This is a genomic window from Halorubrum coriense DSM 10284 (assembly GCF_000337035.1).
Lineage (GTDB): Archaea > Halobacteriota > Halobacteria > Halobacteriales > Haloferacaceae > Halorubrum > Halorubrum coriense.
Window position 1 is genome coordinate 101,756 of record NZ_AOJL01000032.1, and the last position, 12,595, is coordinate 114,350.

At 62.6% G+C, this 12,595-nt stretch carries 13 protein-coding genes and 1 tRNA gene; 3 read left to right on the top strand and 11 right to left on the bottom strand.

Going from position 1 to position 12,595, the window contains the following annotated elements:
• Window positions 1-29: 29 nt before the first annotated feature.
• From C464_RS08020 to C464_RS08055, 9 genes are all read right to left on the bottom strand, one after another.
• Complete coding sequence (locus C464_RS08020; protein WP_006113154.1) at window positions 30-887, bottom strand: hypothetical protein; 858 nt, start codon at window positions 885-887, stop codon at window positions 30-32.
• Window positions 888-890: 3 nt separating this feature from the next.
• Entirely contained in the window at window positions 891-1,079 is a 189-nt protein-coding gene (locus C464_RS08025; protein WP_049910971.1) for a hypothetical protein, read from the bottom strand.
• A gap of 291 nt (window positions 1,080-1,370) precedes the next feature.
• Window positions 1,371-1,802 carry a hypothetical protein gene (locus C464_RS08030; RefSeq protein WP_006113157.1) on the bottom strand — a complete coding sequence of 144 codons (432 nt, stop codon included), beginning with the start codon at window positions 1,800-1,802 and terminating at the stop codon, window positions 1,371-1,373.
• Window positions 1,799-5,266 carry a DUF5906 domain-containing protein gene (locus C464_RS08035; protein ID WP_006113158.1) on the bottom strand — a complete coding sequence of 1,156 codons (3,468 nt, stop codon included), beginning with the start codon at window positions 5,264-5,266 and terminating at the stop codon, window positions 1,799-1,801. The genes C464_RS08030 and C464_RS08035 overlap by 4 nt, the downstream gene beginning before the upstream one ends.
• Window positions 5,266-5,544, bottom strand: coding sequence for a hypothetical protein (locus tag C464_RS18490; RefSeq protein WP_152420913.1), 279 nt, complete (start codon window positions 5,542-5,544; stop codon window positions 5,266-5,268). Before C464_RS18490 ends, C464_RS08035 begins: the two co-directional genes overlap by 1 nt.
• A 782-nt stretch (window positions 5,545-6,326) precedes the next feature.
• Window positions 6,327-7,028, bottom strand: coding sequence for a hypothetical protein (locus C464_RS08040; protein ID WP_006113159.1), 702 nt, complete (start codon window positions 7,026-7,028; stop codon window positions 6,327-6,329).
• 528 nt (window positions 7,029-7,556) lie between these two features.
• Entirely contained in the window at window positions 7,557-8,579 is a 1,023-nt protein-coding gene (locus tag C464_RS08045; protein ID WP_006113160.1) for a tyrosine-type recombinase/integrase, read from the bottom strand.
• A 44-nt stretch (window positions 8,580-8,623) separates the two neighbouring features.
• Window positions 8,624-8,708: transfer RNA gene (locus C464_RS08050), tRNA-Leu, on the bottom strand.
• 311 nt (window positions 8,709-9,019) lie between these two features.
• Complete coding sequence (locus C464_RS08055; protein ID WP_006113161.1) at window positions 9,020-9,721, bottom strand: endonuclease III domain-containing protein; 702 nt, start codon at window positions 9,719-9,721, stop codon at window positions 9,020-9,022.
• Window positions 9,722-9,888: 167 nt separating this feature from the next.
• Here C464_RS08055 and C464_RS08060 point away from each other — a divergent pair, with 167 nt between their 5' ends.
• The 3 genes from C464_RS08060 to C464_RS08070 all read left to right on the top strand — a co-directional run bounded on the left by C464_RS08060 (window position 9,889) and on the right by C464_RS08070 (window position 10,961).
• A complete protein-coding gene (locus tag C464_RS08060) occupies window positions 9,889-10,197 on the top strand; it encodes a hypothetical protein (protein WP_006113162.1) in 309 nt (102 codons plus the stop codon).
• Window positions 10,198-10,342: 145 nt separating this feature from the next.
• Window positions 10,343-10,759, top strand: coding sequence for a hypothetical protein (locus C464_RS08065; RefSeq protein ID WP_006113163.1), 417 nt, complete (start codon window positions 10,343-10,345; stop codon window positions 10,757-10,759).
• A 7-nt stretch (window positions 10,760-10,766) separates the two neighbouring features.
• Window positions 10,767-10,961, top strand: a complete 195-nt coding sequence (locus tag C464_RS08070; RefSeq protein ID WP_006113164.1) for a helix-turn-helix transcriptional regulator — start codon at window positions 10,767-10,769, stop codon at window positions 10,959-10,961.
• Here C464_RS08070 and C464_RS08075 read toward each other — a convergent pair whose 3' ends face one another.
• Entirely contained in the window at window positions 10,962-11,600 is a 639-nt protein-coding gene (locus C464_RS08075; protein ID WP_006113165.1) for a fibrillarin-like rRNA/tRNA 2'-O-methyltransferase, read from the bottom strand. It abuts the gene before it with no gap.
• Window positions 11,593-12,537 (bottom strand): NOP5/NOP56 family protein, encoded by a 945-nt coding sequence (locus C464_RS08080; protein WP_006113166.1) that lies wholly within the window; start codon window positions 12,535-12,537, stop codon window positions 11,593-11,595. Before C464_RS08080 ends, C464_RS08075 begins: the two co-directional genes overlap by 8 nt.
• Window positions 12,538-12,595: the final 58 nt, after the last annotated feature.

A 12,595-nucleotide genomic window follows, 5' to 3' on the forward strand; every position in this document is an offset into this window, starting at 1 on the left:
ATCACCGTTTCACGGGTGTCTGCGGGTTGTTACTCTGCCTTTGCTGCGAGTCCGAGGAACGCAAGCACTGCGAGGACACCGCCGATAAAGACGGGGTCCGTCGCTGGCGAATCAGCCGGTAGCGATATTGCGCCCGCGAGAGCGCCCTCCTCCTGCACCGTCAGGGTCGCCGGCTCGGAGTTGTACTCGCCCCAACTAACACCGACGTCGTACTCGTCGCCGATCGTGACGTTACCATCGATGTCCGACTCGTTGATCTCGAATTCAACGGAGCCGGTCTCCCCGGCGCTAACGTTGACGGGGTCAACGGTGTCGGTGTACACCATGTTACCGTCGGCGTCGGCGACAGTGATCTCTGCGGGCCCCGAGTAGGATGACCCGTCCGTCGCTGCGAGGTCCGCCGAGAACATCGTTGAGCCGTTTTTCACGATCGTGTCGTTCGAGACCCCGGACACGCTCGGCTCCGCGGGCGGCTCCTCGACCGTCAGACTCGTCCGCTCTGCCGTGCCGTTGACGTTGGCGTCGAGGTCGTAGTCACCCGGAGACAGGCCCTCCTCGGACGGATTGAGCTCGAAGGACACCGTCTCGCTCGAATCCGCAGCTGGGCTTACGGTCTTACTGAGCGAGGTGACCGCCTCGCCGTTCTGCACGACAACTAGGTCCACCGGTTGGTCAGTGAGTCCGTCCGCGTCGGCTGTCACAGTGACATCGACAGTCGTCGCACTTCCGTCTGTCACCGCCGTATACCCGCTGCCGTCATCATTAGCGAACTGTACGCCCGACGTCCCCGCCGCGGCCATGCCGACCCCCAAGCCGGAGAGGAGCACGGCTCCCGCAAAGACGAGAGCCATGACCACCGTCATCGAGTCGCCGATATCTCGGAACACGATTTACTCCGTGATACCCGCCTTATCGGCAAGGTCGTAGGCCCCGATCCCAAACAAGAGCGTGGCGAATACGATTCCCAGCTCCGGGCCGGCGATATCCAAGAGCCCGTAGCCAAACGCAGCTGGCAACCACATAATCGAGCCAGCAGAGTTGAGCGCGGTCTTGGCGAGATCAACTGGTGACATTGACATTGCGCTCGTTGATTAGGCCCTAAACCCCCAAAAACATCGCATTCAAAGGTGCTCACGGGTGATCAGGGGTGCGCACAGGTGCCCGTTTTATGGGTTGTGTCCGGGTAGGTAGCAACATGCACATCAGGGTGTTACAATCCGGGGGGAGCAGTGGGTCCGTGCGCCTCAACGTTCCAAAAGATGCGCTTGATGAGTTGGAACTCGAAGGGGGCGACTCAATCGCTATCTCAGTCGACTCAGACTCCAAAAAAGTCGAGCTGCAGTCGTGCGACGAACTCGGACGCTAACCGACTACGCCTCTTGCTTGTGGTCCGCCTGAGAGCCGCCAGCAGACGCGCCAGCGTATTCCGTCAGTGTGGATTGGTGGTTGGTCGTCTGAGCCCCCGACGAGCTCTGCGACCGGGCGGGGGACGGGTCGGACGATGTTGTCAATTCATCGCGGGCGAATACCGGACGAGACATGTCGACTCCGTGCCGTTCACTCATGTACTCGGCCAGCCGCTCTGTCGAACGATATCGCCCGTCATCGAGGCGGACGAGGAGCCCCGCGTCGCGGAGCGCGATACCGATGCTCGGGTCGGCGACCCCGCGCCCGTGCCGGGCGACGAAGACGTCTGACCACCGCCACGCGTCCGCCTCAGGCGCGGGTATGAGCTCGATGTCGCTCACATACCACGCGATTTTACTCTTGATCTTCCGTGGGATTGTCTCTGTGCGTGTCATTCCGCCACCTCACCGGTTTCGACTGTAAACAGCTCGTCCTCCGCTGGGTGCTCGATGAGCGTCCCGGAGCGTCGCAGGGCCTGTATCGCTGCCTCGACATCGTCCTCGTCCGCCGCGGGCGATTCACTACCGCGGAAATCGTACATTAGCGACGACATGTGAGCGCGCGGCTTGATTGCGCCCCTGCCTGCCATCTTGTTCAGACGTTGTGACACGATCTCTACTATCTCGTCACTCACACGATCGTGTGAGTCGACGTCCGTGTCGTCGTCGTTGTCGCCTTTGACAATGATATCTCCGCGGTTCTTGAGCTTCTCAATCCGGCCTTTAATCACGTGTAAGTTGTCGGTATCGACGTCTGCGCTCACCTCGCCAGCAATCGCCGCGAGCGACTTCTCGCCGCTATCGTCGCTGGCGTCGATTATCGCCTCATCGAGCTCTTCCATATCGGTCTCCTCGTCACGATCGTGTGAGTCGACGTCGCTGGCGGCGTTGACAACATCGTCGCCGCCGTCGTCATCGTCGTCATCGAGGTCGTTCTGGTCGTCATCCGTCCCGCGCTCGATGCGTGTCACGTCCGACATTCCCGGGATTAATTGGAGTTTGGTCTCGCCGTCCTCTTCGAGCGCGGCGACGTCGCGGATGACGTACCACTCTCCCTCTTCGAGAGAGATCCCGGGCGCTTGCACGTAGTATCGGATAGTGTCCTCGTCGTCGCGGAGCACACCCTCCTCATGCCGCCCGTAGGACGTCTTCCCCGTCGATGAGGTGACCTTTACCTTCACACCCTCGCGTCGCCCGAGCTCGGTGTCCTCTCGAATCTCTTTGAGTGTCTCCCGAGCGGGTCCGCCTTCACCCTCATCGCTGGCGTCGACGTAATAGTGCTTTATCGACTCAGGCACCCATGCATCGAGTGCCTTCTCGCTGAACCCAACCCCAAGGTATCTCGTCGGTCGTCCATCGAACGGATTATCGCGCGAGCGGTCACGTACGACCGGGTACTGCGGCATCTCAGAGATGTAGTCATACAGGTCCGAGAGCTGTTTGCCGGCGTGGTCTTTCGCTTCTGCAAACCCGTCGAACGCTGTCTTGAGGTGCTGCGCTTTGATACCGTGCTCGTCGTCTGGCGCGGGGACAAGCGCGTTTCGCGCAAAGTCGTGTGCCGGGTCGGAGAACGACTCATACTGGTTAATGCGCTCCTGACGAGACCGTTTGTCCGTGATCCCCGGCTCGCCGCCCCCGTCATCGTGGAGTAGTCGCACGAGCCCATCGAGTCCGAGGTATAGCATCGCCTTGAGGCGTTCCTCAGCGCGCAATTCCTCCTCGACAACCGTCTTACCCCGCTCTTGGAGCTGTAGCGGGTCGTTCGGGTCCGGGTCGGGTACGTAGCTCGCCGGGAATTCGATAGGATGGAAGCGTCGCCCCAGCGCGTCCCCGTCCTGGTCTGAGGGGAAGCGTGGCGGGGAGTCGCTCGCAAAAATCATCGTCGCGTCGTTGTAACTGTTATACGCATTTTCTCTCTTCAGCTCGACTTCCGTCTCCTCGCCGGACGAATACGCCTTTAACGTATCTATCGATTTGATTTGCTCGCCACTAAGCTCGGTGCTGATGTTCATCCTCATCTCGGGGATCGGTTTCCCAGCCGCGAAGTCCGCGCTTTCGATCTGCTGTAGCGTCCGCACGCCGACGTTATCGCCCCCAATCATCTTCTTAATCACCTCTAGCACCTGCGATTTACCACTGCCGCCGGTCCCGACCGCGATCGCAAATGCGTCTGTAGGATACCCAGGATACAGCGCGTGTCCGACCAATTCATAGAGCACTGAACGCTCGTTCTGCGTGCGAATTATGTCCTTGAGCCACGACCTGACGGCGTCGATATCGGCGTTCTCAGGGTCCCATTCGGTCTGTATCCGGTAAAGGAAATAGTTGTCCGGGTCCATATCTTCGACCACAACACTATCGGGGTCGATGTGCACGCGGCCCTCGTCGTCTGTTCCATCGAGCTCGATTTCATCGACGTTTATCGTCCCATTAGCGACTGGGATTAGTGTGTCATCGGTGTCCCCGCCGTTCACTTCGTCCTGCGAGATATAGTTGCGCCGGGCGAGTTGACTCCTGTAATGCCCGTCCTCGGTATCTGTGGCTTTGCTCCCGAGCTCTCGCGCGGTGATCTCAGAGATATACGTCGATGCATCATCTTGCCACCCCTCGTCCTCGTCCCACCGATGTAGGGCGTAGTGGTTGCCGGGCTCCGAGCGTTCACGGATAGCTACCCATTCCGTCTCTTCTTGTAGCGCATCGACAACGCTGTCGCGGGCATCCGCACGCGTGATCGGCGACGACTGCAGCCGCGCCTCCGCATAGCGGGAGGCGGCGCGCCGCCAGGGGTCATGTTCGTCGTCGTCATCGTCATCCTCGCCGTCGTCTCTGGCGTCTGCTCGAATAAGCGGGTCCGCGTGCCCGTCAACATACTCCGAGCTCACATCGAGCTCGATTTCACACCCGCCACCGTGCGCGTCGCTAATCTCACTCACAGTGCCGATCGTGTCGGTGACGAACGTGTCGCCGGGCTCCCCGCCCGTCTCCGACTCGATTAACGCCCCCACAGCGACGCCGTCTAACGCCTCGCTCGCCCCTGAGTAGGTGTCTCGATGCATTCGCACGTCTTCGAGCACTTCATTCATCCCGCTAACACCGGGACGTCGAACCTCAGGCTTCTCATCGCTTGCGACACTTAGGTCGAATGTCCACTCCCAATCGTCGTCCCCCATACCCGTCTGGTGGGTGTATACGCGGATAACGAGGTCGTGTTTGCGGAGCACCCGGGCGTCGCGGTCGTTGAGGTCCTCGATGTCCTCCTTAGTGATATCGATATCAACATCGTCGGGCTCTCCGCGTCTGTTTATCGCATTTTCGACGTCGTCCGCGGAGGCGTCCGGGTGCGAGCGACCGAAGTGTGTCTTCGCTCCGTGCGCGCTCTTCACGACAGCCTCGCAAATCGTGCACATCCACTTCCCTTCCTTGTTGTGCTCAAAACGGGATTTGAGGGGGCGAGCGGTCGCCACTCGGAGGTCGTCCGAGTTTCGAATGTATCCGTCGTCGTCGTTGGGGCCGTCCCCGTCGTCCGTGTCGTTGACAACATCGTCGCCGTCCGCCTCACCGCGCGCCCGAATCTTCTCCGCTTCCTCGTCGCTGAGAGCGTCCTCCTCGACGTTGTTCACACGATCGTGTGAGTCGACGTCCGTGTCGCCGTCGTCATCGTCGGGAGTATCGGGATGTTCGCTGTATCGATCCGCGAGCGCGTCGTCCTCCGCGCCCGGTATCTCGACCCCCGAAAAGTCTGTATCGACGTCCTCGACGTCGTCCGCGGGCTCGCCGCCGTCCGTCATCAACCGATTCGCATCCGCAAATGCGTCGATGGTAGCCTGCTCTGTGCTCGTGTTCGTGTGGTATCGTGACATTAGATATCGCCTCCGTCTGCCGCTAATTCGTTCTCTTCCACGGACTCGTCGATTGCCCGAGCGCCAGCTGGGCTTTGCGCAATTACAGCTACATTGCTCAGGGGAATTTTGACATCGATTCCCCCGTCTCGCTCGTCGATATGCAGCCCGAGCGTCTGCTCGCTCGGGTTGATTACGTGATTCACCGCGTCGTATGTCTGATTATCGCGCGTTTCGACTCGTGCTGGCTTCAGAGTGAAGCCATCCGTTTTATCAGCGTTCGTATCGTAGTCTTGCATGGGGTGCGGCACACCTCTCAGGGCGACGCGTTGATGGCGCGTCGTCCACTTGTGGACGATTCACTGACGCCCCGAGCGGTGCTTATCTCACCCTATCTTTGCCTTACGTATAAAACCTCGTCAGCAATCTTCTATTCTTACTCTAATGTAACGCTATATTCGATCAGATGATCGAATATTTATAAACCTCCGTGTGGCGCGGTTGCAACCACACACTGAGAGTTACCCGACTACAACTACAGCAAAGTTTGGCGGCGACGCGCGGGCGTCCGCACCTCACCGGCGACCGCCTCGGTCCCGGTCGAATTCGAACAGGTGGACAGGCCGGACAACCCATTTTGAAAACGCCTGTCCACCCTTTAGGACAGATAGAGGGCCTATACCGTCTGTTTTTAGAGGGTGGACAACCGGACAGGCTGTTTGGGGAAACTCAGGATAAAGTTGGTAAAAGCTTTGTTTATAGATAAAGCATGTCGCAATAATACTTTTAGCTTTTACAACCTGCTGTGTGGCTAATATCGCCATTTCGCCTGTCCGGTTGTCCACCCCCAATATTCGAAGCTTACAGGGCTCAGTACTGCCGATATCGGTGGACAGGGGGATTTGGGGGTGCCTGTCCACCGTTGTCCGGGGCAGTGCCCGCGCGTCACCCGCCGGTCTTTGCGGTTGGCGGTGCGACGCGGCGCGACGTCAACTCCGACAACCGTGACAACCACACGATTCACACGATCGTGTCGGAGCGGTCGCTCCTCGATGGGATTGACAAGAAAAGAGCCGGCGGCCTACTGCTGGGGGATATCGAAGAGGTCGGGTCGCTTGTTGATTGTGTTTGTGATTGTGCGCCGCGTACAGCCAATCTGCCGCGACGCCTCGCTCTTCGACAAGTCATCAAACACGACTCGATGAATCAACTCACGGACGTCGTGGTAATTGTCGCCCTTGACGAGCTGTCCATCGATGACTTCGGTCGCAACCGGGGGGCGGCCTCCCGACCACTGCTCTTTGAGTATCTCGTCGTCGTTGCGGGTCGTCTTGCGCGTTTTGACCGCTGCCATAGTCCGATGTATAGTCTCGGGCGACGCGCCTCGTTCGATGGTGATCCGCTTCGAAGCGATTGTGAGCTTATCGACTTTCCTGAGATATTCGTAGGCTTGTGATGCCTGTATTATGTGGGGCTTAGCGTCTGCGACTATCATCTCGCCCACACCCTGACCGAACGCGGTCGACATAACCTCGCCTGCTGTCTCCCCGTCCCGGTCGATGTCCAACCGCTCTGCGACGAAACGGATGTCTGGTTTGTCGTCGTCCGCGATTGGGACATTGACCGCTGCGGACCGCTTGAGTCGGCGGAGATGGTCCGCCTTGCCACCCTCGCCTAATGACTTGTCTGTACGGTGCTCGATGAGCTCCACACACTGCTCGTATTGCTCTGCTATCATCTCGTCGCTGCTCCCTGTCAGATATACCAGCGTCTCCTGCGCCATACATATCCATAATCTTGGATCGGTAAAAACGGTGGGAGATACTCGACGCCCGGGGTGGGATAATTGTGTGAGATTCTATTTTTGATGGTTGAGATTTACAAGTTTCTTCCGCCGCGTTTCTAAGAGTCTTTTAGAGTTTCTAAGAGTTTTTCAAGTGGCGGATTGGGTATCTCACATGGATTATCGCCCCCGATTTCGTCCTAAGATGTGTACTGGTGTCGGACGGGATTTACCCACCCAAAGAGACACTCACGCGCCGTTGGGCTTCGGGGGTTGCGTGCGCGGCTGGGGGCGAGAGCGCTCGCCTCCTACACGATCGTGTTGGGTGCGACTACAACTACAAATTTTGGGAGGGGGTGGTTCCGGAATTCCCTCACAGAGCACACCCGGTTTTATGAGATATCGGAGACTAGTATCTGATAGGACTCGGGTCGCACCCTTGCCTCTGTGGCTGGGTCCGACCCGCGAGCACGTGCGGTCATAGCGCACGTGCGATGACGTCCATCGACTCAACCACTGTAGTTACAACTACATCTTATCGAGCGCGTCTCGACGTTGCTCAGGTGGAACCTGATCGTACTTGAGCGTGGTCTGTGCTGATTGGTGTCGCAACTGCGCTTGGGTCGCTGCGAGGTCTCGCTCTTGCGTCATGTACGTCCCGGTTGAGTGCCGGATTGCCAGCCAGGTCACGTCCCGCCCGCCCGCCTCGATGTCCGCCTCATCAAAGAGTCGCCTGAGTAGGCGCGCGAGGGCTCGGGAATTGTACGTCGTCGACTCTCTCGTAAGCCAGAGTGCGTCCGTGTCGGCGTACTTATCGATATCCTCTCGCTCCTCTAGCCAGTTCTCTAATGCAGTGGCGGTCCTCGAAGTAATCGATACTCTCCAATTGTCCGCGTTCTTCGAGGAGTCCTCGCGCGGGATTCTGAGAACACGGTTGACAATATCGACCCACTCGGTTCGGGCGCGACCAACCTCGACCGGTCTCAACCCTGCATCGAGGCTCACACACACGATCGATGCTATCTTCCATCCGTCGTCTTCTGCGAGCGCCTGCTCGCGGACTAGGCGTCGCTCTCGCCGGGTTAGGTAGTCGCGTGGCGCATCGCCCCCTCCACTGCTAAAGAGTTGGTCGTGCTCCCACTCGGCGACGTGAGACGTCTGTGCTACCCACCTCATATATCGCGTCAATGCCTCCTCGATTTTGCCCTTCGTACTGTTGCTCACGTCGCGGTATACGACGTCGTCGTCGATGTACTCGCTCGCGTGCTCACCGGTCGGTGGGATGGTGTATCGGTCCTCATCGGCCCATACCCACCTATCAAATCGAGCGCTCTTGTACGCGGTTTCATAGACCGTATAGTCGCTGTATCCCTCCCGCTTCTGCGGATGCTTACCCTGCTCTCGAAGCCATTTGATCCACCGTCGTCGATACCCGACATAATCGACCAATTGCTTTTCGTTGAGCTCCTCGCGGTTCGTCTCGGGAACGATTTTGAGGCTCCGTCCGTCGTCTAGATCAATCGAGTAGCGTTCTGAGTCGTCTGTGGTCATAGTCGTGAACACAACCAAAACCACAAGACGCGAAAGGGATTGAGTGCGCGGGATCGGATTTGAACCGATGGACCCCTACGGGATAGCGTCCTAAGCGCTACGCCTTTGGCCTGGCTCGGCAACCCGCGCGCAAAGCCGAGTACGCGAAACCGACTCAAGAACCTGACGAACCGCTAGCAGTGACGCGATTTATAAATGATTGCGGCGGCGCGTGCCTGCGAGCAGCACGCGCGAGGGAGTCGGTGGTCCGAAGCGAAGCGACGGACCACCGACGAGGCTGGGGAGGTGCGAGGCTGCCGTGCGGTACGGGTGGGACTCGAAGGGGCGGCCGCGAGCGCATCGAGCCCCCGCGACCGGGGCTTCGGCGGCGTTCCCCGAGCGAGCAGCCGTGTCTCACCGAGCCGTCGAACGTTCGCCGAGGCTTACCGACTGGCAACTACTTACGAGCAGTGTTCGCAGTCGCAGTACGCCTCGCAGACGGGGTTGTCGCAGTCGGCGTTGCGGGCCGAGCAGTGCTCCCGACCGTGTCGGATCAGGAGGACGTGGAGCGGGTAGATCAGTTCGTCGGGAACCCGCTCGTCCAACACGTCGTGGGCGCGCTCGTTCGACGCGGACTCCGGGACCAGTCCGAACCGCTTCGAGACGCGCTCGACGTGGGTGTCGACCGCCATCGTCGGCTTCCCGAAGTGGAAGTTCAACACGACGCTCGCGGTCTTTGGCCCGACGCCCTTGATCTCGGTGAGCCACGCCTTCGCGTCGTCGGTCGGCAGCGCGTCGAGGAACGCGAGCGAGTACGCGCCGCCGGTCTCCTCGCGGATCGCGGTCAGCGAGCGCTGGATGCGCGCGGCCTTCTGGTCCGGGAGCCCGGCCACGCGGATCGTCTCCCGCAGCTCCTCGTGGTCGGCGGCCTCGATCGCGGCGAAGTCGTCGTACCGCTCGAACAGCGCCTCCGACGCGCGACGGGTGTTCTCGTCGGCGACGTTCTGCGAGAGGATCGTCGTCACCAACTGGCGGACGCCCTCCCCGGGCTCGGCCGTCGGGTCCGCCCCGTGTTCGGCCACCCGGTCGACCGGCTCGTACAGCGCCACGAGGTCGTCGTGGAGCGCCCGGACCCGCGTCTCGTCCCACGTCTGCGTCGACATACGCGCGCTACGTCCGCGGGCGACTTCAGGGCGACGGCCGCGGCCGATTTCGGCGGGCAGGTCCGCACGCTCTCGACGCGGAACGGCCCGGCCGACGCGGCTCCGACCGCGCCGGACCGCCCCGCTCGACGCGGTCGTTTATATGTCCGCCTCGACTACGTGACGGTGTGTACCGGGCGAGCGATCGGGTCGACAACGAGGCGTGGATCGAACTGCTCGAGGAGGCGTGCGCGTCGCTCGACCTCGCCGAGGAGACCCGCTCGACCGCGGTCGACCTCTTCCTCTCCCGCGCGCCCGACGACGACCGCGGCAAGCGCGTCGCGGCCGCGGCCAGCCTCTACGCCGCCGGACTGATCCGCGGCGAGGAGCGGTCGCAGTCTGCCGTCGCCGACGCGATGGACGTCTCGCGGCTCTCGGTCCAGAAGCGGTGGAAGCCTATCCTCGAGGACGCCGGCTTCTCGCCGCCCTCGTGGTAACGTCCGCGAACGAGCGGACGCGACACCGTCGCTAACGTCCTCTCCGTCAGAATCTCTCGACGGCGATACTTTTATTATCTAACGTAAAGTGTCCTTTACTGTAAAGCGAGCTTTACACACGGTTCCCGCTCGCTTTACGATCGCCATGAGCGAACACACAACCCCCGCGACGACGCGGCCTTCCACGCGGAAACGGTACAAGCGCATCGCCTACGGACTGCTCGGCGCCGGGATCGGCGCGCTGTTCGTCGCCGTCGCCTTCGACCGGTTCGTCCTCGGCGTCGCGCTCTACTGGGCCGGCGGTCTCGGCATGGGGCTCGTCCAGCGGTTCAGCCCCGTCGAGCTGTACGACGAGCGCGACACGACCATCGAACGGGAGGCCGGCCACTACACGATGAAGCTGTTCGCGTACGTGTTCATCCTCGGTGCCCCCGGCGGACTGGTGCTGGAGGAGAGCGGCGTTCTCACGCTTCCGGGCGAGTTCTACGGCGCGATGTGGACGCTGTTCGCAGTCTTCGTCGCATACGGCGCGTTCGTGATCTACCACAAGTACCGGCTGTAAACCGCACATGAGAAACGACATCCCCGACAGACGCGCGGAGACCGACGAGAGTCAGGCCGACCTCGCCGCCGCGGTCGGGGTCACCAGACAGACGATCAACGCCATCGAACGCGAGCGCTACGACCCGTCGCTGGAGCTGGCGTTCGCGCTCGCGGACCACTTCGACTGCCGGATCGAGGACATCTTCGAGCCGGAGGAGTGATCACTTCGGCGTCGCCACGACGCCGAGGTGGTCCTCGTGATACCGGTCGAGCCGCCGCGTCTCCAAGACCTCGTACGCCTCCCGGAGCCGGTCGAGCGCGCCCTCGAACACCGCGTCCGGCTCCGCGGTCACGTCCTCGCTGCGCGCCTTGATCGCCAGCAACAGCCGCCCGTCGTCCGCCAGGAACCGCGCGTTGCGGACGGCCACCTCGGCCTGCCCGCGGGTGGCGACGTCCTGAACGATCGCGTCGACGTCGGCCTCGACGACGTGCGCGTACCTCTCCGGCTTCCGCGCGTCCTTGAGCAGCGGGAACAACCGATCTCGGCTCGCCGCGGCGTTGAGCAGGTCGCGGGCCGGTCGCGGCGCGAACTCCACCGCGTACGTCGGGCCCGCGAAGTCGGCGACGTGGCTGACCGTCGTCCCGCTCGCGGCGCCGAGGTAGAGGACCGTCTCGCCGCCCGACAGGCCGGTCTCCAGTCCGAGTTCGAGCATACCGCCGAGCTTCGACCGCTCGGGGTCCCACGCGCGCCACCCGTCGGCGGTCGGCTCGCCGTACACCGGCTCGCCGCGGGTCGCCAGCCGCCGCTCGCCGTCGATCTCGCGGCGCTCGACGCCGCCGGGGAGCGCGGGCTCACTCATCGTCGGCCCCCGCGACGTCCGGCTCGTCGGCGTCCGCCCGCGCCCGGATCGTCGCCATCCGCTCGCGGAGGTCGTCGTGGAGCTGTGCCCTGCGCTCGCCGGCGTAGTGGTCGGCGCGGGCCGCGAGCGCCAGCTTTCCGGCGAGCGCGCGCGCCGCGGAGCCGCGGTCTTCGGGCCGCGTGCCGCGGACGAACTCGTGCGTGTAGATGATGCCGTGTTTCGGCGAGGGCGCGCGCCCGGAGAGGTGCGCGAACAGCGCGTCCTCGGCTCCGAGCACCTGAACCGTGCCCGACGGCTTCTTCGCGAGCGGCTCCAACCCGCCCGCGAGCGCGATCAGCCGCGCCGCGAGCTCCGGGCCGGCCATCTCGGCGAGATTCGGTGCGACCGCGGGCGCGATCCGCGCTATCGTCTCCGCGAGCGCCGCGCGTTCGTCGTCGAGCGCCGCGGCGCGGGCCGCGAGGGAGACGGCCCGCCGCTCGACGTCGCTCTCGGGGTCGCGCGCCGCGATTGCCCGCGCGCCCTCGACTCCGGAGTCGACCTCGTCGAAGAGCGTTCCCGCCCACTCGACGGCGCGCTCGGCCAGCTCGTTGGCGACGCGCTCGGCGTCGTCCATGGCCCGGACCGCGTGGATCAGCTGCGCGTCGTCGGCGCGCTCCCGCTCCCGGACCGCCTCGCGGGTGGCGCGGGTCGTCGCGGCCTTGAGCCGGTCGTAGTACGCCGCCCCGTCGGCCGCGGCCCCGGCCTCGACGGCCCGCGCGGGCCAGTCGGCGGGCGACGCGGCGGTTCCGTCGCGCACCCGCGTCGCGGCCGCGTCGAGCGCGGCGTCCTCGTCACTCTCCGTCTCGTCGTCGGGCCCGTCGGTCGGCAGCACCTCGAACCAGCCGTCTCCGCCGTCGGACGCCGCGCTCCCGTCCGGTCCGGCGTCGGTGTCGCTCATTGCCGGCGGCTACTCGCCCCGGCGGTATAGACGTTCCCGATGCGACCGGCGCTGCTCG